The organism is uncultured Acinetobacter sp. (assembly GCF_947624825.1).
Taxonomy (GTDB): Bacteria; Pseudomonadota; Gammaproteobacteria; order Pseudomonadales; family Moraxellaceae; genus Acinetobacter.
On the sequence record NZ_CANQLZ010000010.1, the window covers coordinates 33,951 to 58,869 of the forward strand.

A 24,919-nucleotide genomic window follows, 5' to 3' on the forward strand; every position below is an offset into this window, starting at 1 on the left:
TTTAGCTTTTAAATATTTTAGGAACCATCATGTTAAACACTGCATTTGAACCATGGCCAAGCTTTAGTCAACAAGAGGCTAATGCTGTATCTCAAGTTTTACTCTCTAATAAAGTTAATTATTGGACGGGACAAGAGTGCCGTGAGTTTGAAAAAGAGTTTGCACAATTTGCCGAGACTCAATATGCAGTGGCACTTGCCAATGGTACTGTTGCATTAGATGTGGCTTTAAAAGCATTAGGTGTGGGTGCAGGTGATGACGTGATTGTTACCTCACGTACCTTTTTAGCTTCGGCAAGTTCAATTGTAACCGCAGGCGCAAATCCAATTTTTGCCGATGTAGAGCTGGATTCACAAAACATTTCACGTCGCACTATTGAAGCAGTATTAACGCCAAATACCAAAGCCATTATTTGTGTGCATTTGGCAGGTTGGATGTGTGATATGGATCCAATTATGCAATTGGCGCAAGAAAAAGGTCTTTATGTGATTGAAGACTGTGCCCAAGCGCATGGTGCTAAATACAAAGGTAAATCTGCGGGTTCTATTGGTCATATTGCAGCATGGTCATTTTGCCAAGACAAAATTATGACCACGGGTGGCGAGGGTGGCATGGTCACCACCAATGATGAAAGCCTATGGAAAAAAATGTGGTCATATAAAGACCATGGTAAAAACTTTGACAGCATTTACAACAAACAACACCCACCGGGTTTCCGTTGGTTGCATGACTCGTTTGGTACCAACTGGCGTATGATGGAAATGCAAGCGGTCATTGGTCGTTTACAGTTAAAGCAAATGCCAGAATGGACAGCTCAGCGTAATGCCAATATGCAAACCATCTATGCAGCATTTGCCGATAGCCCATATTTTACGGTGCATCAGCCTTCAGAGCAGTATGAACATGCAGCATATAAATGCTATGTTCAAGTGAATATTGAACAATTGCCACAAGGTTGGTCGCGTGATCGTATTATGGCGGAAATCAATGCACTGGGTGTGCCATGCTTTAGTGGTTCATGCTCAGAAGTGTATTTAGAACATGCTTTTGATGATACACCATGGCGTCCAGCCCAGCGTTTAGCCAATGCACAACAATTGGGTGAAAGCAGTTTAATGTTCTTGGTACATCCAACTTTAAGCACTGACAGTATGGATAAAACCTTAGCTGCAATTCATGAAGTGATTGCTCGTATCTAAATCCAATATAACAATAGGGTCAGGTAAGACCTGACCTAATTTAAAATTTTGCTATATCCATAAGTTGCAAGACTTATAATTTTTATGCACCGCATTGAGTAGAAAAATTCTGTGAAGTCCATCATTATTCGTTTGGTAGAATCGCCACGCTTAGCAAAACAATTATTTTTAATTTTATTAGATTTAGCTATTTTTCCAGTATTAATTTGGCTATGTTATGCATTAAGAGCGTTTAACTTAGGGGCAGAAGTCGTACCTAACCTTGCTTTGGGTTCAGGTTGGGTAAGTGGACTTGCAGTGTCTGCTTTGGCTATCTGTGGTATTTATCGTTTTATTGTACGGAGCTTTAACGAAGCATTTATTACCCGTTTAGCCTTGGCTACGGGTTTAGCGGTGATTAGCTTATTTGTTTTAGCTTATCTAAGCCATGCTTTTATTCCAACTTCAATTCCATTGATGTTTGGTTTTATGATGTTTGCTTGGATTTGGTTGAGCCGCGGTGTCATTCGCTTTTTGGTGCGCGCTTATACGCATAGTAATACCTTGCGTAAACGTGTGGCTATTTACGGTGCAGGCTATGCAGGTCAGCAAGTTGCCGCAACTCTACAGCGTTCTGATGAGCATACGGCCGTATTTTTCTTAGATGATAATCCATCTTTAGCACGTCAAATGATTGGTGGTTTACGTGTTTATGCGCCTAAAGATGCTTTAGCACAGTTTGAAAAACAAAATATTGATGAAATTTTAATTGCACTACCTTCGGTTAGTCGGGTGCGTAAAAGTGAAATTGTAAAATTTTTAGAACCAGCACATATCAAAATTACCGAAATTCCAGGTTTAACCAAATTGGTAGATGGTGAAATTCGTATCTCTGATATTCAAGAAGTGGATATTATTGATTTACTTGGTCGTGATCCTGTGCCACCAGTACAGCATTTGCTGACTAAGAATATTAAAAATAAAGTGGTGATGGTCACAGGCGCGGGTGGTTCTATCGGTTCAGAACTGTGTCGTCAAATTATTAAAAACCAGCCTAAACAGTTAATTATCTATGAATTAACTGAATTTGCGCTATATAGTATCGACAAAGAATTAGGTTTAAATACCCAAATTGAGATTATTCCGGTTTTAGGCTCTGTGCTTGAGCAAGCTAAATTAGAACGTGTGATTGAACAGTATGCAGTGCAAACGGTTTACCATGCGGCAGCTTATAAGCATGTACCCTTGGTGGAATGTAACCCTATTGCAGGTTTACAAAATAACTCAGTAGGTACGGCATTTAGCGTAAATGCTGCGGTTAAAAAAGGTGTAGAAACTTTTGTACTCATTTCCACCGATAAAGCTGTGCGTCCAACCAATGTGATGGGTGCATCCAAACGTATGGCAGAGCTCTATTGTCAGGCTATGGCAGCGGCACAACAAAAAACGCAGATTAGTATTGTGCGTTTTGGCAATGTACTCGGCTCATCAGGTTCGGTCGTGCCATTATTTAAGCAGCAAATTGCCAAAGGTGGCCCAATTACTGTGACGCATCCAGATGTGACGCGTTACTTTATGACTATTCCTGAAGCATCACAGTTGGTGATTCAAGCGGGTGCTTTGGGTACGGGCGGTGATGTATTTTTATTAGACATGGGTGAGCCTGTGCGTATTCAAGATCTAGCACGCCAAATGATTGCTTTAAGTGGTTTAAAAGTGCGTGAAGAGGGCAGTATGAGCGGTGATATTGCAATTGAATATTCAGGTTTACGTCCGGGTGAAAAACTCTATGAAGAGCTATTGATCGATCAGGAAGATACCGAAATTACTGAACACAGCCGAATTTTACGTTCATTTGAAAAACAGTATCCTTTAGATGAGTTACTCGTTGTATTTGAACGTTTAAATCAGTTAACTGCAGTAGATGATGATATTCAATGGGCACTTACTCAGCTTGAGCATTATGTTGATGGTTATCAACGTGGCAAAGAGATTAGAGTCAATTAAGGGTCAATATGAGTACAATTTTAGTTACAGGTGGAGCAGGTTATATTGGCTCACACACTTGTTTACAACTGTTAGAGCAAGATTATCAGGTTGTCGTCTTAGATAATCTAGCCAATAGTTCGATTGAAGCGCTTCATCGTGTACAACGCCTTGCGAATAAAGTGCTGACGTTTATTGAGGGTGATATTCGCGATAGTTATCTGCTTGATCAAATTTTTAATGACTATCAAATTGATGCCGTCATTCATTTTGCGGGTTTAAAAGCGGTAGGTGAGAGTCAGACCAAGCCACTTGAATATTTTGACAATAATATTTCAGGTTCAGTGACTTTATTGAATGCAATGCAAAAGGCACAGGTTTTTAATTTAGTCTTTAGTTCATCTGCTACCGTTTATGGTGAGCAGCATCAATCACCGCTGAATGAAAGCATGTCTACGGGCAATACCACCAATAACTATGGTTATACCAAACTGATTGTTGAGCAACTGCTACAAAAATTAGCTTTCAGTGAGCCACGTTGGTCCATTGCTTTATTGCGTTATTTTAACCCTGTAGGTGCACATCACAGTGGTCAAATTGGTGAAGATCCGCAAGGGACTCCTAATAATCTCATGCCATATGTGACCCAAGTTGCGGTAGGTTTAAGAGAGAAATTGGCTATTTTTGGTAATGATTATGCCACTATAGATGGCACGGGTGTACGTGATTATATTCATGTTGTTGACTTAGCCAGTGCACACTTAGCAGCGCTACAATATCGTTTAAAACAAACCGGTTGCGATGCGTGGAATATTGGTACTGGAAAAGGCGTATCGGTATTAGAAGTCATTGCTGCCTTTGAGCAAGTGAATGGTGTAAAAGTCAATTATGAGTTTGCGCCACGGCGTGATGGTGATATCGCAACTTGTTTTGCAGATAATAGCAAAGCAGTCAGCGAGCTAGGTTGGCAACCGAAATTTGGATTATCCGATATGTTACGCGATAGCTGGAATTGGCAAAAAAACAATCCCAATGGATATCGTGAACCATCATAATTATCAAACATAGATCAATAATTTAAATAATTGGGTAAGTTCATCAATATCGGCTTGGTTTAGCTTTAAATTTTGAGTGTCCTTTTTAATTGGAGGCTACTACATAAAGTGTAAAAATACCCAAGCATATTCGTTATAGGGTGGATTAGCACCTACTTGAGTTAGGCTGGGATAATATGATTGAAGGGGGAGGCTAATGATCTGCGAATTATTTAAACTAAAAATTACTTGTTTGAATGCCTCAAAGCCTGTACTGAAATTTTCCAGATATTGAAGATCCTATTGTAAGGCCCATGCATTCCTTTTGACCAATGGGCCCCAAAATGGGCAGTTCATGCTGCGCTTTTTAATTTGGTTGTTTTAAGGCTTGAGACCTTATAACATATTGTCTTATATGCTAATCTATAATGAAAATCATATGGATTTTAACTTTTCGATAATCCGTTTAGCCCAATCAGCATAATAATTTACTTGTTCGACCTGTTCCTTTTTTGAAGGATGATTAATAGTGGTAAAGGTTGTAATCCCCAATACCTCGGATAAGAATGTTTTTGGCCAACTAAGCGACCGAGCAAGTATGGCATTATTGAAATTCTTCAAATTGTTTTCCATTAGTGATTGAGTTTTTTCGTCATACTTGAGTAATAAGGTAGAAATGTTCTTTTTACCATCTGATGTATCAATTTCACAGAGATAAAATTGCTCATCAGTTTGGGTATGTGAAATTTTATAGATATAGAAGTAGCGTGACTGATGATTTGCTAACTTGTGCCCTCTAAAACGTTCATATCTATCAAAAGGCGAGTTTCTGATCTCTTGAATCTCATATCCATTTTGCTCAATTTTTTTAAGTACCTTGAGTAAATCTTGGTGGCTAGCTCGTTCTAATTGAACTTCTGACTCATTTGTGAATCCAGGCAGCGTCCCCTCTATATCGCCTTCTCCTCCAGCAAATCTTTCTTCTTGATCACTTTCCTTTGCCAATTGTTTGCGTCTTCTATATGCCTGAATATCCCCCGAAGGAGTGTCTAATACAATATTAAGCTCTTCTACCGTATATATTTCCCCAGGTATATTTCTTAATTTGGTCAGTAGTTTATCAATATTAGCATCTGCTTTTGGATGTAATTGGCTTTTATCCTGCGTAGCAATTTTTGATTTTTCTGAGCTTTGTCCTTGAAAATCTTTGGCAAGTTGTATGAGTTTTTTGGGGCAAAAATGGAAGTGAATAGGGCGATTGATATGGGTTTCCAGGTTTGCGAAAGATGTGATCCGCTCAATTTTGTAAATACCTGTACTTGGTTTGTAAATTCCATTTACTGCTAAATTGATATTATTAATTTGTGGAGCATCCATATCAAATCTAAAACTTTTAAAATTTTTTTGATCCTCGATAGTGCGCTTATAGATGCTAAGAAATGCTTGATTTAGATCAGGGTGTAATAAAATGAGTGCCAATTTTTTTAAGAAATGTGGGTCGGCAATATCCTGTTTTAAAATTTTTTTATTTTTTGCAATAAAAATGTGAATTGCAGTTGGATCATTCATGTCTACTACAAGATCTGTGGAATAATTTTCAGCAAACAAGGCTGCACGCAAAAGATACGGATGAGAAAAAAATAAATCTCGAGCTAAAATCAGCTTAGGTAAAACAATCTTAAGATTTTTATCTAATGTTGACGAATAATAATCAAATACAAAATGACGTCTACTATCGTGTCCTTTATTGTTAGTGTCCTCAGATTCATGAGAAGATGCAAAATCTGAAAAATCTATTCCCTCAAGTTTATGACTGAACAATCTTTCTGGACGATCATCGGAAAGTGGGGTCTTATAAGAGTAAAGAAGGATGCTCTCAATAGGTAGTTGAGTTTTGATAAAGCGTTGGTTGTTAGGTTCAAATAAATGTGTATTAATATTGAAACGAGTTTGTCTATATCGACTAATCTCGGTCGCGATTAAATAGATTAAATGATCTGGTAAACAGCCACTACGACAATCACGCATTATTTACTTCCCCCATAATATAATCAAAAAAACGCTTTGTTTCGGGCATTAGTCGAGCTGGACTTAGACCGGACTCTCTTAAAAAAACACTAGGAGAACTGAATCGCTGTCTCATTTTTTGCCTTATAAAAGTTTTCGTCAGTCTTCTTATCTGGTAACAACTGACTGCTTCAGAATAACGATTTAGAAAAGCTTTGGTTAATGGTAAAGCATTCCAGTTTTTCTCAATAGTACTTACAGACCCTAATTTTTTGATGAAAAACTTCTTAGTTTGTTGCGGTGAGTCTAGGTCATCTAATAAGCTATTACGTATTGCAATAAGCTGCTTAACGAACTGCCGATCTCGCTTTTCCCAGTTCACACGCGGTTTAGTAGTAGAAGTGAGGGGAGTCAGAGCTGATTCATTGATACTTAAGAGCCAATCTTTATGATTACGATATAAACGAGCATATAATGAGCCATCTCGTTGGCGAGCCTGTTTCACTGGCATTTCTTGGATGAGCTGACTCCACTTCAATTGATCTTGCGACAGGAGTTGCTCTGCCTCATATTTGACAGAGACTAGAATCGTTTCGGGCTCTTGTATTGCTACCGCTAGACCAAGGTATTTTTGATAGGTGTTCATTGCACTTTGTGTAGGAACAAGAGCCTTTAACACCATTAAATGTTCAAGATAAGAAAAGGATTTACGGTGCTTCCGGCACATATTCTTGAGCCAACAGTTTTCAGAGCATAGGTCGTCTAGGTGATAATATTGAAGAAAGCTTTCACCCCAATACTCAATAACACGCTGACGGACTTTTTCGTAGTTAATATTTTTGCAACCTGATAACAAACCGTGGTCTTTTAATATAAAAAAATAGAGATTTGATAAGAGGGAGAAATCCCGCAAATTAACACAGGAGGCCTGACTCATTAGTTCTTCGATGAGTTCAGCAAGTTCAATGTGATGGTGTAAATCTTGGTGATGTAGTACAAGTTGGGAAGAGTCCTTAAGTACGTTCAAATGAGCGATATAGAATTTTCGGTCTAATCCGTTACAAGGAATTGAACTCAAAAAAAGAGGTTGCTGATGTTTTGTGCAATACTCATATCCTGTAATCTGCCAGCTACGTTTCCAGTACACTTCCCCATACTGCTCGATTTGTTCTTCCCAGCAAAAGGGGCAGAATCGAAAAAAACTTAGGGATTTGATGCGCGATGCATTTTTTCCCAATTTAGTGTGTAATGATTGATACTTCTCATTTTTTAGTGCCTGCACCGCATAACGTATGACGGTCTCAGGTTGAAAGGGTTGATAGAGAGGTAATAAGGTATGTTGGTTAATTAAAATAAGTGCATCATATTGAGCTGGTAAATAACTAGCCAGCTTGTCTAGATGAGAGGGTAGATCATAAGTTGGGGTTAAGCTTCTTTTATTGAATAACTCTTCGGTGAGATATTTTGGACTTAAAATCCCATTATGCACAGCATAACGCGCAATCACACTATAAATTAATTCGTCTGGATAGGGTGTTGGAAAATTCGAAATCATAATGTTTGACTCTCCCATGTCCTCTAGTTAATGCAAAGTAGGACGAGTTGGATCAAACAAGTAGTGCGATGATTTTAATAACTCATAAACATCTACTCCCTGTTCTTGTGCCTGACTAAAAAAATTTCGTAAGTCATTGCTTTCAGTCCCTTTCCATTCCTCTGCTTTCATGACCTTGCGAGATGTCCGTGGCTTTTTTAATGGTGTTGCAGTCTGAGGTTGTTTCAATTTATCAGAGCTGTCTAATACTTCTAGAATATGCTGAAGTAGTACCTGTAAGCTTTCATTTGGATATCTTTTTAATGTAGAGGTGACATGTGGTTCTATTATCGTAGCAGGATGACCCAAGGCCGTCAGCATGCCGATTAGGGTAGAATAATGAGGGCCTAGATTTTCATGTTGTTTCTCTGCTTTTAATGCTGCTTTTAAACGATGTTGTTCAACATACTCCTCAATTTGAACTTGAGGAATAGTGAGGTCTGAATATCGTGCAATACGTGCGGGATTGCCTGAACGCAGTGCATCTAGAATATCGTGCACTGGCTGCAATTGTTCTTCGTAGACTTTTTTAAATAATTCTGAGGTGATTTTTTCCAGACCAATGGTGATTGCATGAATTTGTATCAGACAGAACAACTTAACGACTAGATCGGGAATACCTTGACTGTAATAATACCAAGTATTTCTTAACTCATCGGTCAGTTCAGCCGGTTGTTGAACCCATTGATATTGCCATAGCTTATTTGTAAAAGCATGCCATTCGGAAATAATCATCTGATCTGGGGTACTAGGATCGGAGGTAGGGGCCTCATTACGCATAGGCTCCCAGATTAAAGAGCCTAATCCTGCGCTTCGTCTAGCTGATCTCAAGTCTTCTTGTAAAATTTCATTGGCTTTAGGTGTCCCAATCATCACGATTGGAATTGATGCTACATTCACAAGCGTAACAAAGAAATTAAGAATAATCTCAGCCCCACCAGATTTTTTTGTATTTAAATGCTGGATTTCATCAATGATTAAAAGTCCAATTGAATAATTATTTGCGATGATTTTCATCTGCTGCAGCATGGCATTCACATTTAAGCGGCTTCTGGTGAAACGATGCTCGAAGTTAGTATCTCCTAACGCTAAATCTACTGCTCTAAAAAAGTTGGAGCATAGGTTTTTCAAAGAGCTATCATGTGGGCAATCAATTTTAAGATAAACTATTTGTTTTAGCCCGAGTTCTTTATGCTCAATCACTTGTGGATAATAACGTAAAATCTTGTTCATGGTCGTCGTTTTCCCACTCCCAGAACATCCTATAATAGACATACTCGTTGCTGTCGATTCCGGAGGAGCGTAGCGATAAGAGCTTTCCTTTGAAGGTTCTAGTTCTTGAAAAGCCGAGTGTAAATGTCTGTGTCTGTCACCATTATTGATGTTTCTACTCACGTAGCCTTGCCGAATCATGATAGAAATTTTCTGTTCAAGCGAGAGATGCTTGGTGAGTGGTTGGAAAAAATCATGAGGCAGTTGGGCAATGAGATGAATTCTTTCCGGTTGAGGCAAAAAACGCTGCTCTGGAACGAATTTTAGTTTCCCTCGTAGATGTTTAATAACCGACTTCGTGTCAAGAATGGGCGGCAATTGAGTAATGAGAGGATTATCTCCATAGATGTCTGCTATTGATGTATTAATCGCGATTTCATTGTTATTCATTCTTCATCGTCCTCTTCAAATAATTGTCTCATTAAATCTGGTTGACTCGTCAGATCTAGATTGCTGGTTTGCGATGGGGATGTTTGAGTATCCTGATTGGGATAGATGGTCCGGATAGAATGAGCGGGCCTATTTTGTAAGTGTTCCGCACGTTCCATCTGCATGGCTTCTTGTTTGTTCTGACGGATATTTCGAGTACGTTGCGCGTTAGAAAGTTGGTAAACTCCCGCTTGAGCCTGCCGACTCTGTGCTGACTTAATGATGTTGTCAGTAAAATCCTGTAATTCGCTGATGGCTACAGACTTAAGTTGTGTATGCTGTTTTTCAACAGTTTTGATTGCTTTTTGAATCTGCTCAGCTTCCCACCAAGTCAGATGTTGATATTGACGAGAGAAGTCACTTAAGTGAGCTTCCCAATATTCCAATTTGTTTTCATCAAAGAAAACATAAATGGTATTTACTGAATATGGGTCAAAACCAATCCGCAACTTTTTCGGGCGAGATTTAGTTGTATTCCGAATAAACCAACCTTGTTGATGCATTTCTAAACATTGATAGACCAATCCTTTGACTTTAAGCCCTTTGTCACTTAATGAGGCGTCGATCCTAGGGAGTAAGCCAACATATAGTGATTTGTTATCTACTTGTCTTAATATCCCAGTGCGGTGCTGTAAGCCCCACTGCCAGAGCTTCAGAGGAATAGAGGGGAGATCGGTTGGCATATCGGCACTACGATCATATTTTGTCAAGACATCAAAATTATTGCGCAATAAGACGCAACTTAATATGATTTTTCTGAACTCCTCTAGAGTCAGACAAGCTTCTAGCCGATAATCATGACCGCCTTTCTTTTTCTCCTTAAATCCAGAAACAACACCGATATTATCGTAGGATTTAAAGCGCGACTGAATGATTCCGAATGCTCTTTCCACAATACCTTTAGCATCGCTTCGATATGGTGGTGCATTTTCAATTCGAACAGAAAAGTTTTTTTCAAGAAGTTCAATTTGATAGCCAATTAGTTCACCGCGGTCTGCAAGTATGGCACTCGGTAAACCATAAATCGGCCAGTCTTCTGCTTGTATTTGTAAGCCATAACTTTGACAGAATGTCACTTTATCTTGGATTGCGACGCTGAGGCATTGTATGGCTGTATTAAACGAGCTGTTTTCCATACCGACATAAAGCCCAGTAATCATCCGGCTAAATACATCGATAGCAATATATACGGTAGGTCTGCCAATAATCTGCGATGGATCTCGTGATGATACAAGATAAATATCGGCGACTGTTGAGTCTATTTCATAACGTGTACCTGGACCATTTGCATGCTTGGTTGCTGTTGAAGTCAGAGGTTTGTGATCTTTCAGAGTTTTCTGATTGGTCAGAATGTGCTTGGAATTGTTATTACTTCTGTATCGCGTATTATAAAAATAATAGAATTGAGCATACGTTGGAATATCTGCCGCTTGCACTTGATGAAAATGTTTAGAAAATAAATTTCTAAAACGAAGATAAGTTTCATTAATGGATTGTTTTTTGACAGGAACTAAATATTCTTCAATGACTTTTTTAAAGTACAACTCAACCTGTTCAGTGACATTCTTACCTTCATTCGATTCATAGATGCGTGGTCTGCCAATTTTTTTATCACCTATAGCTCTTTTTTGGCCTTTTCCACCTGAGTTCTCATAGTCCGGTACCAAAGTATTTATAGTTTGACCACGCTGCCAGTAGCGTCTTAGTAATCTTAAGATTTTATTAATTGATACTTTTTTTTCTAGATGAATAGTCTTAATTTTTGCAGTTCTGATTTTTGCATTGACAAGGATTTGTTCATCATTAATTAAGTCTTGAATAAGTAAAAAGTTTTCATCTCTTTTTTTAAATTGAATTGAATCCTTACTTAAGTTTAATCGTTTTAAGTATTCATAGGGATCTTGCACTGGTAGTAGGCTTTGATCATTTAAGTGAGCTTTAAGTTCCTCGGACAAAATGAGCTCAGGAAAAGCATTTTTATTATCGATTGCAATCCATACCGTGTACTGTGGTAAGAATTTGAGTATCCGGTATTGGGTTGAATTCAATATATAAACTGAATTAATAAGTTGCATAGACTGTATTCTCGTTCTGGAGCAAATTGCTTGTATGAATATCAGAGAGTTTAAGCTCCAAGTACGAAATTTCTAGATTAAATTGTAGTATTCGCAGAGCAAATAGTTTTCTAAACAATGCGAGTGTCGTTCCGATATCCTTTTTTTGAGTTTGGTCAGTGTGATTACAAAAGGTGATCAATGAGCTTTGAGGATATTTGCTAATTTCTTCCATCAAATAAATTGCTTGATCGATCATATAATTTGTTATTTCAAGATCATTTTTTTCTACATATAGCCACTTAATGTTCTCTAGTACCGTAGTAGGAATATCTTTTTCAGTAATAAGTTTGAATGGCGTATTGTGTTCTTCTTCCCAATAACGTCTTTTAATTTCTAATGATTCAATAATATGGGCTTTATTCAAATCTTTGCTATAAAGAGTGTCGAGGGCTATAGAAAACTTACCAAAATCAACTAAAAAATCTGAAGATAGGGTAAAAGGTAGATAATCAACTGATACCTTTTTCATCCGGTAACGAGAACAGATGGAGTTGAGATCATAAATATCCAAAGGATAATGTTCACGGATGTCTGTAACGTTTTGATTCCAATCAAGTAGCAAAAAGGTGGACAACTCTAGATCAGAAAACAAGTGGTGAAGACGTTTACTCACACGACCCAATACTCTGTGAGAGCGACCAATTGAACTGAAGTTTTGAACAGTTCTACAAGGTTGATAATCGCGTCCATGGCCTTGACCATACCCTTCTGTTACTAGTTCTTCATAGTTTTTTATAATTTTTGCCATACAGAAGACCTATGTATTTTGATTAATAATTAATCATATCTTAAGGGGGTTAATTTTGTATTTGGCAAAAAAATACAAACTTAAATATATTTATATACAAACAAATTTTTATAATTTAATTATATAAATCAATAACTTGAAATTAAATCGGGTATTTTTATACTTAATTAATAAATCTTAGATGCATTGCTGATAGGCAAAATCATTCACAATGCTTCTTAGTAAACATAGATATTTATTTCTGATTTTAATTTTATGGCTGAATTCTATGCTTAAGTATTGAAATTTAATTAAGTTTGTTTAGATTTTTAATGTAAGTCATTGATATTTATTATTGTGATTTTATTTAATTTTAAAATTAAGTTTGTTTGATAATTTTTAAATAAAATTATTAGTGTAATTAAGTTTGTCTGAAAGTTTTCATACTTAGAAAATTATTTTTTGCTCACAAAGGCAAGAAATACCTTTAAGAAGAATGATGTGTAAAGGGGAATTTAAAAAATGATACTTAGTAGGTTGTTAAATAATATGTTTAAATAATTGTATATTATTATATATTTGAAATTTTTTTTGTGATATTGGTTTTAATTTAGATTTTTTACATTAAAAAACCCTCTAGATCTGGTAGAGAAGTACCATATCTAAAGGGTTAATGGGCTATTCTTGTGCTTCATCAATGTGCAAACTAAAATAATTAAATAGAAACTTAATTATTTGATACAAACATAATTATATGAACACAGATTTGCCAGCCTTTTATTCATTTATTCAACTGTAACCGATTTTGCTAAATTACGCGGCTGATCAACATCAGTACCACGCAAGACTGCAACATGATACGACAATAATTGCACAGGTACGCTATACACGATTGGTGCAAGAATTGCGCTAATGCTTGGTACAAGTACCACATGTTGACGGTCTTTACAGCCAATACCACTGTTTTCATCGGCAAAGACAAACAGTTCACCACCACGTGCTTGTACTTCTTCCATATTGGATTTGAGTTTATCCAACATGTCATCTTGTGGAGCTAAAATCACCACAGGCATCTCGTTGTCCACTAAAGCCAATGGACCATGTTTCAGTTCACCCGCTGCATAGCCTTCTGCGTGAATATAAGAAATTTCTTTAAGCTTTAATGCACCCTCTAGAGCAATCGGGAATTGTGTACCACGACCTAAGAATAGGCAGTGTTGTTTTTCAACAAACAATTCAGATAAACGCAAAATCGAAGTGTCATTTTGCAAAGTATCTAGAATCACTTTTGGCGTATGCCAAAGTTCAGCGCTAATTTCAGCAATTTTATCGGCAGTGATGCTTTGCTTCACTTGACCAATTTTTAATACCAAAAGCATGAGGGCTGCAAGCTGAGTGGTAAACGCTTTGGTTGATGCCACACCAATTTCAGGACCTGCAAGGGTAAGTAAACTATAGTTAGTTTCACGCACCATTGATGAGGTTGCCACATTACAAATAGCCATGGTGGTGATGTTTAATTGTTTTGCAGCAGCACGTTTTTGTGTATCACGAAGGGCCGCTAAAGTATCTGCTGTTTCACCGGATTGTGAAATGCATAGATACAAAGTGTTGCCGACCACAACTGGTAAGCGATAGCGGAATTCACTTGCAATTTCCACTTGGCAAGGCAAATCAATAATTTGCTCAAACCAATATTTTGCAATCATAGCGGCATGGTAACTGGTGCCGCATGCAATGATTTGCACTTGCTGAATATTCTCAAAATCAGCCACAGCTTCTTTTAAGAAATCACTACGTAGGGCATTGCCATCTAAAGCTTGTGCAATAGTTTGTTGGATCGCTTCAGGTTGCTCATAAATTTCTTTGAGCATGTAATGCTTATATTCACCTTTAGATGCATTGCTGACTGTGGCATCTAGCTCTTTGATTGGACGTTCAACTGCATTACCACCGACAAATACTTCAATCGTATTACGGGTTAAGCGTGCAATATCACCTTCTTCTAGGTAAATAAAACGATTGGTAATTGGCAGTAATGCCAATTGATCTGAACTAATAAAGTTCTCGCCAATTCCGACACCTATCACCAACGGTGAACCTTCACGTACGGTGATGAGTTCATCGGGATGCGCAGTGTGTACGATGCCAAGAGCATAAGCACCTTTAAGCTGTGGTACCACCAATTTTACCGCTTCTAATAGGCTCGGTGTTTTCTTGAGTGCTTCAGCCACCAAGTGTGCAACCACTTCTGTGTCTGTTTGTGAAGTGAAGATATAGCCCAATGCTTGTAAGTTGGCTTTGAGTTCTTCGTAGTTTTCAATAATTCCGTTATGTACCACGGCTACATCACCCGATACATGCGGATGGGCATTATTTTCAGTCGGCTTACCATGAGTTGCCCAACGTGTGTGTGCAATCCCCAATGAACCACTAATTTTTGATTGTTTCACTGCTTCAGCTAAGTTTGCCACTTTACCTACACGGCGCTCACGTAACACTTGACCTTGGCTAACTAAAGCCAAACCTGCTGAGTCATAACCACGGTATTCAAGGCGTTTTAGACCTTCAATTAGAATTTCGGTAATACTACGCTCTGCAACGCCACCAACAATACCACACATATTTATATCCTCTTATTTCTTAACCTTTTGGGGTCGTTGATAATTTTCTTTCGTGAGTTGTTTATTACGTTCAAAAGCAAGGCTGTGATTCGCAACATCGCGGGTAATCACCGAGCCTGCACCAACTGTTGCACCATGACCAATATTGACTGGTGCAACCAATGAACTATTGGAGCCAATAAAAGCGGCATCACCAATAATGGTTTTAAATTTGTTGGCACCATCATAGTTACAGGTAATGGTACCTGCACCAATGTTTGAACCCGAACCAATTTCAGCATCACCTAGATAAGTGAAATGATTGGCTTTAGAACCAACACCAATGCTAGAATTTTTCACTTCTACAAAGTTACCAATATGCACATCGGCAGCCAATTTGGCACCCGGGCGTAAACGTGCAAAAGGCCCAATTTGGACATTTTCACCCACCACAGCATTGTCAAAAACGCTATAGGGTTGCACTTTGGTGCCTGCAGCGATGGTGGTATTTTTAATCACACAACCTGCACCAATTTCAACGTTGTCACCTAAAGTAACATCACCTTCAATAATCACATTAATGTCGATGCATACATCTTGACCCACAGTTAAATGACCGCGTAAATCAAAACGACTTGGGTCAATTAAATGTACGCCTTGTTGCATTAATTGCTTAGCTTGGAAATTTTGAAATTCTCGTTCCAGCGCAGCCAATTGCACACGATCATTGACGCCTTCTACTTCAAAAGCTAAATTTGGCTCAACTGAGGCTACAGTCATGCCATCAGCCAATGCCATCGCCACGATATCAGTTAAGTAATATTCGCCTTGGGCATTGTCATTGGATAATTTTGGTAGCCATTCATGCAATTTAGCATTGCTGACACAGTAAATGCCGGTATTAATTTCTTGAATTTGGCGTTGTTCATCAGAGGCATCTTTATGCTCAACAATGGCTTGAATTGCGCCATTTTTACGTACAATGCGCCCATAGCCTGAAGCATCTGGTAAGGTCAAGGTGACTAAACCAATGCCTGTTTGTTGTGAAGCATCCAGTAAGCGTTGTAGGGTGTCTTGAGTGACACAAGGCACATCACCAGATAAAATTAAGGCCATACCGTCTTGTTTAAGCACAGGCAATGTCATTTGTACTGCATGACCTGTACCTAACTGTTGTGCTTGCTCTACCCAGTCAATATGTTCCGTTTGGAAGGCATTTTGAACTAAGTCACCGCCGTGACCGTAAATGGTAATAATATTATTGGCATTTAATTGTTTTGCTGTTGCAATCACGTGCCCGAGTAAAGGACGTCCTGCAAGTGGTTGTAATACTTTCGGTAAGCTAGAACGCATGCGCGTACCTTTACCGGCAGCTAAGATAATAACAGTCGTAGACATGAAAAATCCTACTTAATGATCTATGTCATTGTAAAATGTAAGTATGCCCAGATACAAAATGCTGCCCAAATACCTGCGATAATATCGTCGAGCATGATGCCAACGCCCCCACTGACTTGGCGGTCGACAACATTGATTGGCCACGGTTTCCAAATATCAAAAATTCGGAATAGCACAAAACCAATCAGTATCCAGAATAGACTCATTTGCTCTAAGTAAATGAGAGGTAAAAAAGCAATAGATTGTCCTGCAAACTCATCCCAGACAATGCGCCCATCATCATGTACCTGCATGATTTGAGCTGTCTTTCCGCAAATATAAATTCCAATCAAAGACATGAGGACGACAGCTAATATAGTGTTTATAAAGCCAAATACAAGCCAAATAGGCACAAATATCAACGCAAAGGCAGAACCAAATGTCCCCGGTGCTTTAGGCATTAAGCCTGAGCCAAAACCTACTCCACAAAACACAATGCAGCGCTCAAAAGGTGACATATGGCTAAATTGAATCGGTTTTTTAGGCAAAATGTTGATATCCGTGAAAATCGAGAGAGTAAGCTAATCCATTTTGGGTAAATTCTAGCCCAAGTTTAGATTGTACTACACCAATTTTACGATAATTCGTTGTTAAATTTCTTTGTTTTAATTTTACATAGTGCTCGGGGCTAATGGTAAAACATAACTCATAGTCATCACCGCCAGCCAAGGCGTATTGATAACGCTGTTCATGCTGTAAATAACGCAAAGTTTCACTCAAAGGTAAATCATTCAGCTCAATTGAAGCGCCAACTTGAGAGGCTTTTAAAATATGCCCTAGATCTTGGGCTAGGCCATCTGACACATCAATCATGCTCGATGCTAAGCCTTTTAAGGCTAAGCCTAGTTCGCAACGTGGGGTTGGATAATCAAGACGCTGTTGTAGAGGATGACCTAAATGCGCCAGTCCATAAGCAGCGTCGCCGACGGTGCCACTGACACAAATATAATCGCCCGGCTTTGCACCAGAGCGTTGTACTGCTTGACCTTGTTCAATCCAGCCAAGAGCAGTGACGGTAATAGTTAAGTGTGGGCTTTGCGTGGTGTCGCCACCAATTAAACTCACCCCAAATTGATCGCAACAATCATATAAACCTTGGCTAAAGTCGCTAAGCCAAGCATGATCAATTTGGGGTAGGCTCAGGGCCAATAAAATACTATGCGGTTTGGCACCCATTGCAGCAATATCAGATAAATTTACCGCAACTGATTTCCAACCAATGGAGTGAGGATGGGTGTTGATCGGAAAATGACGACCTGCCACTGAGGTATCGGCACAAATCACCAATTGTTGACCGTGGGGTGGGGTAAGCACGGCTGAGTCATCACCCACACCTAAATCGACAGCATTTTTATTCTGTCGATTAAAGTAGGTTTCGATAATGGAAAACTCAGCCATGACAACACACCAATTAGTTGGCTTGTTGCTTTTCTGCTGCACGTAAAGTCGTTGCTAAGCGATCTAATACACCATTGATGTATTTGTGGCTATCGGCACCGCCAAAATGTTTAGCAAGCTCAATCGCTTCGTCTAAAACCACGCGATATGGAATTTCAAGATGTTCTTGAAGTTCATATGCGCCTAAACGAAGTGTCGCAAGTTCAACGCCATCTAAGGCAGTTAATTCGCGATCCAACACAGGGATTAATAACTCATCAAGAGATGCTGAGTTTGCAACCACTTGAGTCAACAATTCATGATAGTAGCCAAGGTCCACTTTATGCATAGCATTGTCGGCACGTGTGCGTGCTTCAATTTCATGCACAGGGTTGTGGCTCATTTGCCATTCATAAATACCTTGTACAGCAAAGCGACGTGCTTTACGTTTTGCTGCATAAGTTGCTTGAAGTGTTTGCGACATAGCGTTAAATAGCCTTTAACAAGTTAACCATTTCAATAGCAGTTAAGGCAGCTTCGCTACCTTTGTTGCCTGCTTTCGTACCAGAGCGTTCAATCGCTTGTTCGATACTGTCCGTAGTTAAAACACCATTAATTACGGGTAAACCGGTATCTAGACCAACAACGCCTAAACCTTTGGCACATTCACCAGCAACAAAGTCAAAGTGAGGTGTGCTACCACGAATTACTGCGCCAAGAGCAATGATTGCATCAAACTTATTGGTTGCAGCAAGTTTTTTTGCCACAACTGGAAGTTCCCAAGCGCCGGGTGCATGAACAACAGTGATATTATCCTCTGATACACCATGACGTTTCAATGTATCAATTGCACCTTCTAGTAAATGTTCGACCACAAAACTGTTAAAACGACCCACTAAAATCGCATAACGGTCTTCATTTGCAAGATGCAGCATACCTTCAATACGGCGAACAGCCATAATAACCTCGATAATTTCTTAAGATGTTTGATTTGCGGTGATGTATTCCACCACTTCTAAGTTAAAACCTGAAAGCGCATTAAAACGTAATGGTGAACTTAACAGTTTCATTTTCTCTACGCCTAAATCACGTAAGATTTGTGCACCCACACCAATGGTTTGGTATTGCTGTGACAAGGCTGCATTAGATTTAACGCTTTTGGGGGCGATTAAACTGTCTAAGGCAGGTCCTAAATCTTGTAAATGGCGCTGACCAATCCACACTAATACACCACGTTCACTATTGGCAATGGTTTTTAGTGCTTTATCTAAATTCCAAGCCGGCTCGCCATCTTGTTTATTGAGTTTTAATAAGTCACGCGCGGGGCTAAAACCATGTACACGTACAGTGGTTACACCTTCGGCAGGCTCGCCTTTGACCAAAGCTAAATGAATATCAGGATTACCAAGTTCACGGTAGCGATATAAGTCAAAAGTGCCGTATTCGGTGTCTAATTTTTGCTGATCAATACGTTCAACAGTTTGCTCATTGGTCATACGATAATGAATTAAATCGGCAATCGTACCAATTTTAAGACCATGCTTTTCTGCAAACACTTCTAAATCGGGGCGGCGCGCCATAGTGCCATCTTCATTAATAATTTCACAAATCACAGAAGCGGGTTCTAAACCTGCTAAACGCGATAAATCACAACCGGCTTCGGTATGACCGGCGCGGTGCAATACACCACCTGGCTGTGCCATGAGTGGGAAGATATGTCCCGGTTGCACAATGTCGCTTGGTTTAGCATGTGCTGCTACTGCAGTTTGAATGGTATGCGCACGTTCAGCCGGTGAAATGCCGGTAGAGATGCCATTTGCCGCTTCAATTGACAGGGTAAAATTCGTGCCGTGTTGGGCACCGTTGGCATCCACCATCAGTGGTAAGTTCAGCTGCTGACAACGTTCCTTACTTAAGGTCAAACAAACAAGGCCACGCGCATGCGTGATCATAAAGTTGATGTCCTCAGGACGTACGTGGGTGGCAGCAATCACAAGATCACCTTCATTCTCACGGTCTTCGTCATCTATAAGGATAACCATTTTTCCTGCACGGATATCTGCTACAAGCTCTTCAACTGTATTGAGCGGCATCAACCTTCACCTTCTTGTTTGTCCATCAAGGACATTGCATTACATTGATTATGGGGCATAGTCTAACGCTTTTAGATGTGTTTTGACTATGCTTATTGATTTTCCCTAAAGGTCATTGTTATACACAGCGCATTACAATTTGAAAAGGGGCAGAGCAAAGACTGTGCCGATTATGACGCCTGTTTTGGGAATTAAAATGCATAAAAAATGCGAAAAATAGCAAAAAAAGTGCAAAGTTATGGCTAAAATCAAACAGATGCGTCCAAATCGCTCTATATCTTGGTCATTTTCATTTAAACGCCGCATTTATTTGATTGCTTATTCTGCATACAGACGAAAAAAAACCCTGAATAAAAATTCAGGGTTTTTTCGAATTTGGAGCGGGAAAGGAGACTCGAACTCCCGACCCCAACCTTGGCAAGAGTCACCGACATAAAATACACTAAATAACATAATTTGTATTTTAATAAACCCTATATATAACAGTTATATAGGGTTTTTATTTTGTGTGGTGTAATTTAAGGTAGGGTAGGGTACTTTGATTTTTGGTCACTAATTGCAATATAGTAATCAACAATAATAACCAACATAGAAATGCTTAATCTAAAGGTATTTTACTGACTGGTATAATTTTATGATGAGAGAGGGGGTGCCTGGGTCTACGTTTCTGTTTTGCCTTTTGGCGTAAGACGTACAAATATAAGCTTTCTACTTTTTCACGTGCTTATGGTGTGGTACGCAAGAATCGTAATGATGATTTAAAACTTGGGTCTATGCCAAAAGCATCTAATTTCAATTTTACGATTCAAGCCTTCAAAGCCACTATAGTAATCTAGCAACTCATCCAAAATATCAGCAAGCTTTTTGCCGTGTAAGGGGTCTTTGATGTTTTCATATTGGATCAATCTATTTGGTAAGGAAAGTGGTGGCAGTCCAAGAATAGACGAAATTTGTCTAGGAGAGTGGTGGCAGTCCACTGATCAGGCCAAAGCGTTACAACAAGCCTGGAAAGAAGGGAAGTATTCATCCAAAGCTGATCTGGCAAAAGCGTTTGGTATCAGCCGGCAGGCTGTTTACCGATATTTAAAATTCATAGACTAAATTATTAGAACTAGCGTTAATGAGCTTTGGTCATTAGCCAATTAAAATGAAAGCAGATAGTATTGAATGCGGTAAAAACTCTAAAGTTGCCTTGATTGTTTAAAGCAAAATATCGATATGGGGATCTTCTAGTTGCAGCAGTATATTCCTGTACGTTTCATAATGTTCTCTTTCCTTAGAAACGAAGAAAACATGTTCTACTGTTCTATATGTCATCAAGGTTGATAAAACAGTTCCTATCGCAATTTCAGCAGCAAGTTGCGGTGGAAAAGAATAAATTCCTGTGGAAATGTTTGGAAAAGAAACGGTTTTTGCTGTGATTTTTTCAGCTCTAAGTAGTGCATTACTATAGGTATCGCAGAGCAATTGAGGTTCATCCTTAGTTCCGTCTAACCATCGAGGACCTACTGCATGAATGACAAATTTTGCTGGTAGATCGCCAGCAATAGTCACCTCTGCAGAACCAGTTTTGCACCCACCTTTTGCTTTGTTAAGCTCGATACAGGCATTTTTCATCAAAACGCCTGCTTTTTTATGAATGACATAGTCAAGCCCACCACCACCTAGCAGAGATTTATTGGCAGAATTAACCAAAGCATCTACCGGTAGAGTGGTGATGTCGCCATGCAAAAGGCTGACTTTTTTCATTTTCATAGTATTAACGGTCAGAATCTTTAAAGGTTAAAAAATGTCCTTTTTAATATAGATAGAAGCATATCTATTTTTCAGTTTAGGTCATTTAATACAGTATTATTTAAAAAAATTTCAATTACTTATACATTTATTAATGTTTTTACTTCCTGACCATTATCATTAAATAAAACAATTCCAATAGCTTTCAATCGATCTAATGGATCATCTACTCCTAAATGCCATCCTGTAGGCATGGCACATTTTAGACCTGTTTCTTTCCCGTCAAGTCGTTTAGCTTCATCTTGAGTAATATAAGCGATCCCCAGATGACTTTGTAGAAGACTACTTAGTTCCTGATCTGTATGGTTATCTTCTTCTATCAACCTCCATAATTCATACATTAAGTAGTTCATGGGAACGATATGTTCTTTTCTCCGAGCCAAGTTCATGTCATTGAATAGCGCCTGGGATTTTCCTTTATAAATCAGCTTATCTTCAGGATGTAACAAACGCTCAATAAATCTGGAGTGATATCCCCAGGGCATCTTTACCTTATCTTGAAAAGAGACAACATTCCTTAAGTGCTGAATGATCACATAGCTTGTTCTTTTAATATGTTCATCAATTACGATTTTATGATCAATTGTGTTTTGCTGTGTTTCAGGAACGAGGTTAGCTTGGTCATGTAATTCTTCAAAGAATAAATCACCTGAATTTAGTTCAGACATTTTTATATCCTGTTCTTAAAGTAAAAACAGGATAACAAGAAGAATAGTTTTAATCAAATAAATATATAAATATCAATAACTTATATTGGTAAAACAAGAAATAAATCTATCAACGGCTCGAAGAGGCTCGACCGTACTGGTTTTTTACAAAAAATTACATATTGGCTTGAAATCAGATTGTTTTCATAAGGTAGTGGACACTGCAGCCCCGTTCTTCATGCTGTGTATGATGTGGTTATCAATCTTAAATAAATTTATATTTTGTAGTGATGATCTGTTCTCATGCCTGAGCTGAATAGTTATTAATTTCTGATAATTATTGGACTAACTAAAAGATATCTACAAAACTGGTAGCTATTCAGTCCTCACGCAATTGCTCACCTTGATCAGCACGTTCCAGTTGAAATCCTACTTCAAACTCGTTAATTGCCTCGAACATAATGTCCCAGGGATTATCGATAGGTAGTAACAAGACACCACGACCAAAATGTTTAATAGCAACTTCGTTGCCATTAAAGCGAAATGCTTTGGGCAATCTAACAGCCTGACTTCGACCTGCTTGAAAAACTTTAGTAATTTCCATTTTTATTCTCCCAGCATGATATGCACCGTTGGTATATATCATGCCATTACTGTCCAAGTAGTTATTGATGCCACAACAATAATTCATACAAAAAGCTCAATCTGGTGTAATTGGGCTTTTTGTTATATAATTATACAATTGATTTTTAATGAAAAAAATTACGCATAACGTGTATTATGTTGATTTTAGCGAAATTAAATAAGCTAATAGATTTAGAGACGTTAAATGACGCTGACCCAAAGGTTCCTAGACCAGATCCTACTTAATATAGATAAACATCAGGCAGCTCTCATAAAAAATGAAAGTAAAAAACTGGTACATCTAGGTAATACCGATTTTAATGACTTGAATCAAAATCAAAAGAATCTTGTATTAAAAACAATAGATAAGTTTTTGAATAATAATTACAAATTATTGAATAGTGACTTGGATAATTTTTTTAATAAAGATGCAAATTTTAGTAACTTTTTTACAGTAATCCGTCTCCCTAGAGATATTGAATTTTCTTTATTTTGGGATCATATCCAATTAGTTGATGCTCTTAATAATGATTTGAATCAGCAGAACTTTAATAAATTGAAAATGTTTTTGGCTAATTTTGGATTTTTAAAAATTCAAGATCAAACTTTAGACGATTTTTGGAACGAAGCTATTAGCCATAATAATTCAGAGATTCTTTCACAAAGTATGTTTGGTTTAAGCCTTTACTCCCTTCTTTCTCATTTAGATATATTGACTCACCGTTCTCTTTTTAATGATATTGAACCAATATGTTTAGGCTGGTTCTTCCAAAAAAAACTGAACCCAAAAACCTTTCAGTGGAAGGATGGTAAGTTTACTAAAATTAGTAAACATAAGGCTATATGGACTAATCCCAGTCGTAGCTTATTGACTCTAATGGCAACATTTGCTGCTTTAAAGCTAGATGATGAAAAGCCCTCTACTTACCATGGTTTAAACTTTTCAAACTATTTATTGAATTACACTGATAAAAAAGAAAACTTTATCAAAAAGGCCAATGAAGGCTTTCCTATTAGCTATACAGACTTCCATTGGCTACTTTCAGACACAGTTGATCGTAATCATATTCAAACTACTAATTGCAAAAGGACTACCCGAGAAACAATAAATATTTTGCTAAATATAGAAACTGAGTATAAGGCCAATAACACTTTATTCTTACTGTGGATTATCTATAGATTTTTCCAAAATGATTATGAGTCTAGACCTCAAGATACCGCCTATATGCATGCGATTTACTATGAGTTTTGGGAGTTTTTTTCTAATTTTTATAAAAATAAAATTTCTCATGCCTTACTAAACCAATGGCCGACTGATTTACAAAAACTTGCTCAACCACCTAGTGGCTGAGCAAGTCTTGAGTAATTAAAAATTACTTACCTTTCGGTGGATTATTACCACGACCACCACCAGATGGATTACCTGTTGTACTTGGTCCATTTACTAGCTTACCCATAGTTTTTTCCTTTGATTTGATCAACTTAGTGATATAAATATATCTAGAATTCAAAGTTAACTATTCCCTAAAAAACATCTTTTTTAGGTTAAAAAAGAATCAAAATATAAAATTTCTGAATTTCTTAGATTAGCTATCTAACATAATGGGCATTATTCGGAATTAATTTTGTTAGAAACCATTTAAAGTGTCTGTATTCTCACCAATTAAAATGTCTGGTCTATGATGCACATCAATATTATGGACTAGATATGAATCGAGAGGCTGATCACTATGTCTGACAAGGAAATACAATGTCTTGCAGTTCACTTAAGGCTCCCATTTTTGTGGATTAAGTTCAAGAGCTTGTGGTCGGCCAATACAGGCTAGATGCAGACAAAATTTAAATGCAGCAAGAGCATGACCATCTTTTACTGAGTAGAGTTGTAGACGAGGAAATTCCTCTTGAGTTGATGGATGTTTATCTGTTGATGCTTTTGCTAATTTGAAAAGTTGAGGCTGTTGTTTAGCATCTAACTTTGTTTGCAAATCTTGTCCAAGTAA

At 38.1% G+C, this 24,919-nt stretch carries 19 protein-coding genes and 3 pseudogenes; 5 read left to right on the top strand and 17 right to left on the bottom strand.

Features of this window, described 5'->3' with window-relative positions; all coding sequences use genetic code 11:
- Window positions 1-29 precede the first annotated feature (29 nt).
- From Q0017_RS03860 to galE, 3 genes are all read left to right on the top strand, one after another.
- A complete protein-coding gene (locus tag Q0017_RS03860) occupies window positions 30-1,199 on the top strand; it encodes a DegT/DnrJ/EryC1/StrS aminotransferase family protein (protein ID WP_298142944.1) in 1,170 nt (389 codons plus the stop codon).
- 111 nt (window positions 1,200-1,310) lie between these two features.
- Window positions 1,311-3,185, top strand: coding sequence for a nucleoside-diphosphate sugar epimerase/dehydratase (locus Q0017_RS03865; RefSeq protein ID WP_298142947.1), 1,875 nt, complete (start codon window positions 1,311-1,313; stop codon window positions 3,183-3,185).
- A gap of 8 nt (window positions 3,186-3,193) precedes the next feature.
- Window positions 3,194-4,219, top strand: a complete 1,026-nt coding sequence (galE, locus tag Q0017_RS03870) for a UDP-glucose 4-epimerase GalE (RefSeq protein WP_298142949.1) — start codon at window positions 3,194-3,196, stop codon at window positions 4,217-4,219.
- Window positions 4,220-4,633: 414 nt separating this feature from the next.
- Here the strand turns inward: galE and Q0017_RS03875 are convergent, their stop codons facing one another.
- The 13 genes and pseudogenes from Q0017_RS03875 to Q0017_RS03935 all read right to left on the bottom strand — a co-directional run bounded on the left by Q0017_RS03875 (window position 4,634) and on the right by Q0017_RS03935 (window position 20,741).
- Complete coding sequence (locus tag Q0017_RS03875; protein WP_298142952.1) at window positions 4,634-6,226, bottom strand: Tn7-like element transposition protein TnsE; 1,593 nt, start codon at window positions 6,224-6,226, stop codon at window positions 4,634-4,636.
- Window positions 6,219-7,760 carry a TnsD family Tn7-like transposition protein gene (locus Q0017_RS03880; RefSeq protein ID WP_298142955.1) on the bottom strand — a complete coding sequence of 514 codons (1,542 nt, stop codon included), beginning with the start codon at window positions 7,758-7,760 and terminating at the stop codon, window positions 6,219-6,221. The genes Q0017_RS03875 and Q0017_RS03880 overlap by 8 nt, the downstream gene beginning before the upstream one ends.
- A 27-nt stretch (window positions 7,761-7,787) precedes the next feature.
- The gene (locus tag Q0017_RS03885) at window positions 7,788-9,461 is read right to left on the bottom strand and encodes an AAA family ATPase (RefSeq protein WP_168401708.1); all 1,674 of its coding nucleotides are present in this window, start codon (window positions 9,459-9,461) and stop codon (window positions 7,788-7,790) included.
- Window positions 9,458-11,575 carry a Mu transposase C-terminal domain-containing protein gene (locus Q0017_RS03890; protein ID WP_298142962.1) on the bottom strand — a complete coding sequence of 706 codons (2,118 nt, stop codon included), beginning with the start codon at window positions 11,573-11,575 and terminating at the stop codon, window positions 9,458-9,460. Before Q0017_RS03890 ends, Q0017_RS03885 begins: the two co-directional genes overlap by 4 nt.
- Complete coding sequence (locus tag Q0017_RS03895) at window positions 11,562-12,365, bottom strand: TnsA endonuclease C-terminal domain-containing protein (protein WP_298142965.1); 804 nt, start codon at window positions 12,363-12,365, stop codon at window positions 11,562-11,564. The genes Q0017_RS03890 and Q0017_RS03895 overlap by 14 nt, the downstream gene beginning before the upstream one ends.
- Before the next feature lie 764 nt (window positions 12,366-13,129).
- Window positions 13,130-14,968 carry a glutamine--fructose-6-phosphate transaminase (isomerizing) gene (glmS, locus tag Q0017_RS03900; RefSeq protein WP_298142969.1) on the bottom strand — a complete coding sequence of 613 codons (1,839 nt, stop codon included), beginning with the start codon at window positions 14,966-14,968 and terminating at the stop codon, window positions 13,130-13,132.
- Window positions 14,969-14,980: 12 nt separating this feature from the next.
- The gene (gene glmU, locus Q0017_RS03905; RefSeq protein ID WP_298142972.1) at window positions 14,981-16,345 is read right to left on the bottom strand and encodes a bifunctional UDP-N-acetylglucosamine diphosphorylase/glucosamine-1-phosphate N-acetyltransferase GlmU; all 1,365 of its coding nucleotides are present in this window, start codon (window positions 16,343-16,345) and stop codon (window positions 14,981-14,983) included.
- A 20-nt stretch (window positions 16,346-16,365) separates the two neighbouring features.
- Window positions 16,366-16,842: a phosphatidylglycerophosphatase A gene (locus Q0017_RS03910; protein WP_298142985.1), complete on the bottom strand. Its 477-nt coding sequence runs from the start codon at window positions 16,840-16,842 to the stop codon at window positions 16,366-16,368.
- A 22-nt stretch (window positions 16,843-16,864) separates the two neighbouring features.
- Window positions 16,865-17,782: a thiamine-phosphate kinase gene (thiL, locus tag Q0017_RS03915; protein ID WP_297426870.1), complete on the bottom strand. Its 918-nt coding sequence runs from the start codon at window positions 17,780-17,782 to the stop codon at window positions 16,865-16,867.
- 13 nt (window positions 17,783-17,795) lie between these two features.
- Window positions 17,796-18,245 carry a transcription antitermination factor NusB gene (gene nusB / locus Q0017_RS03920; RefSeq protein WP_297426867.1) on the bottom strand — a complete coding sequence of 150 codons (450 nt, stop codon included), beginning with the start codon at window positions 18,243-18,245 and terminating at the stop codon, window positions 17,796-17,798.
- A 4-nt stretch (window positions 18,246-18,249) separates the two neighbouring features.
- Complete coding sequence (gene ribE / locus Q0017_RS03925) at window positions 18,250-18,720, bottom strand: 6,7-dimethyl-8-ribityllumazine synthase (protein ID WP_122900914.1); 471 nt, start codon at window positions 18,718-18,720, stop codon at window positions 18,250-18,252.
- A gap of 18 nt (window positions 18,721-18,738) precedes the next feature.
- Entirely contained in the window at window positions 18,739-19,854 is a 1,116-nt protein-coding gene (gene ribBA, locus Q0017_RS03930; protein ID WP_297426862.1) for a bifunctional 3,4-dihydroxy-2-butanone-4-phosphate synthase/GTP cyclohydrolase II, read from the bottom strand.
- 598 nt (window positions 19,855-20,452) lie between these two features.
- Window positions 20,453-20,741 (bottom strand): annotated as a pseudogene (locus Q0017_RS03935) (VF530 family DNA-binding protein).
- A gap of 91 nt (window positions 20,742-20,832) precedes the next feature.
- On the opposite strand from Q0017_RS03935, the pseudogene Q0017_RS03940 reads away from it, so the two are divergent.
- A pseudogene (locus tag Q0017_RS03940) lies at window positions 20,833-20,955 on the top strand (helix-turn-helix domain-containing protein); the annotation flags it as partial.
- Between the two features lie 99 nt (window positions 20,956-21,054).
- On the opposite strand, the gene Q0017_RS03945 reads toward Q0017_RS03940, so the two are convergent.
- From Q0017_RS03945 to Q0017_RS03955, 3 genes are all read right to left on the bottom strand, one after another.
- The gene (locus tag Q0017_RS03945) at window positions 21,055-21,603 is read right to left on the bottom strand and encodes a macro domain-containing protein (RefSeq protein ID WP_034595341.1); all 549 of its coding nucleotides are present in this window, start codon (window positions 21,601-21,603) and stop codon (window positions 21,055-21,057) included.
- A gap of 125 nt (window positions 21,604-21,728) precedes the next feature.
- Window positions 21,729-22,316, bottom strand: a complete 588-nt coding sequence (locus Q0017_RS03950; RefSeq protein WP_004668031.1) for a hypothetical protein — start codon at window positions 22,314-22,316, stop codon at window positions 21,729-21,731.
- Window positions 22,317-22,674: 358 nt separating this feature from the next.
- Complete coding sequence (locus tag Q0017_RS03955) at window positions 22,675-22,899, bottom strand: antitoxin (RefSeq protein ID WP_004668032.1); 225 nt, start codon at window positions 22,897-22,899, stop codon at window positions 22,675-22,677.
- 225 nt (window positions 22,900-23,124) lie between these two features.
- Between Q0017_RS03955 and Q0017_RS03960 the strand changes: the two genes are divergently transcribed.
- Window positions 23,125-24,270 carry a hypothetical protein gene (locus Q0017_RS03960; protein WP_298142979.1) on the top strand — a complete coding sequence of 382 codons (1,146 nt, stop codon included), beginning with the start codon at window positions 23,125-23,127 and terminating at the stop codon, window positions 24,268-24,270.
- Window positions 24,271-24,685: 415 nt separating this feature from the next.
- On the opposite strand, the pseudogene Q0017_RS03965 reads toward Q0017_RS03960, so the two are convergent.
- Window positions 24,686-24,919 (bottom strand): annotated as a pseudogene (locus tag Q0017_RS03965) (hypothetical protein); the annotation flags it as partial.

Bases quoted from the DNA above. Each gene is read 5' to 3' on its own strand.
- Q0017_RS03895 (WP_298142965.1), bottom strand. From the start codon at position 12,365: ATGGCAAAAATTATAAAAAACTATGAAGAACTAGTAACAGAAGGGTAT.
- Q0017_RS03880 (WP_298142955.1), bottom strand. From the start codon at position 7,760: ATGATTTCGAATTTTCCAACACCCTATCCAGACGAATTAATTTATAGT.
- thiL (WP_297426870.1), bottom strand. From the start codon at position 17,782: ATGGCTGAGTTTTCCATTATCGAAACCTACTTTAATCGACAGAATAAA.
- Q0017_RS03860 (WP_298142944.1), top strand. From the start codon at position 30: ATGTTAAACACTGCATTTGAACCATGGCCAAGCTTTAGTCAACAAGAG.
- Q0017_RS03875 (WP_298142952.1), bottom strand. From the start codon at position 6,226: ATGCGTGATTGTCGTAGTGGCTGTTTACCAGATCATTTAATCTATTTA.
- Q0017_RS03955 (WP_004668032.1), bottom strand. From the start codon at position 22,899: ATGGAAATTACTAAAGTTTTTCAAGCAGGTCGAAGTCAGGCTGTTAGA.
- galE (WP_298142949.1), top strand. From the start codon at position 3,194: ATGAGTACAATTTTAGTTACAGGTGGAGCAGGTTATATTGGCTCACAC.
- glmU (WP_298142972.1), bottom strand. From the start codon at position 16,345: ATGTCTACGACTGTTATTATCTTAGCTGCCGGTAAAGGTACGCGCATG.
- Q0017_RS03885 (WP_168401708.1), bottom strand. From the start codon at position 9,461: ATGAATAACAATGAAATCGCGATTAATACATCAATAGCAGACATCTAT.
- ribE (WP_122900914.1), bottom strand. From the start codon at position 18,720: ATGGCTGTTCGCCGTATTGAAGGTATGCTGCATCTTGCAAATGAAGAC.
- Q0017_RS03950 (WP_004668031.1), bottom strand. From the start codon at position 22,316: ATGTCTGAACTAAATTCAGGTGATTTATTCTTTGAAGAATTACATGAC.
- glmS (WP_298142969.1), bottom strand. From the start codon at position 14,968: ATGTGTGGTATTGTTGGTGGCGTTGCAGAGCGTAGTATTACCGAAATT.
- Q0017_RS03960 (WP_298142979.1), top strand. From the start codon at position 23,125: ATGACGCTGACCCAAAGGTTCCTAGACCAGATCCTACTTAATATAGAT.
- Q0017_RS03945 (WP_034595341.1), bottom strand. From the start codon at position 21,603: ATGAAAAAAGTCAGCCTTTTGCATGGCGACATCACCACTCTACCGGTA.
- Q0017_RS03890 (WP_298142962.1), bottom strand. From the start codon at position 11,575: ATGCAACTTATTAATTCAGTTTATATATTGAATTCAACCCAATACCGG.
- ribBA (WP_297426862.1), bottom strand. From the start codon at position 19,854: ATGCCGCTCAATACAGTTGAAGAGCTTGTAGCAGATATCCGTGCAGGA.
- nusB (WP_297426867.1), bottom strand. From the start codon at position 18,245: ATGTCGCAAACACTTCAAGCAACTTATGCAGCAAAACGTAAAGCACGT.
- Q0017_RS03910 (WP_298142985.1), bottom strand. From the start codon at position 16,842: ATGTCACCTTTTGAGCGCTGCATTGTGTTTTGTGGAGTAGGTTTTGGC.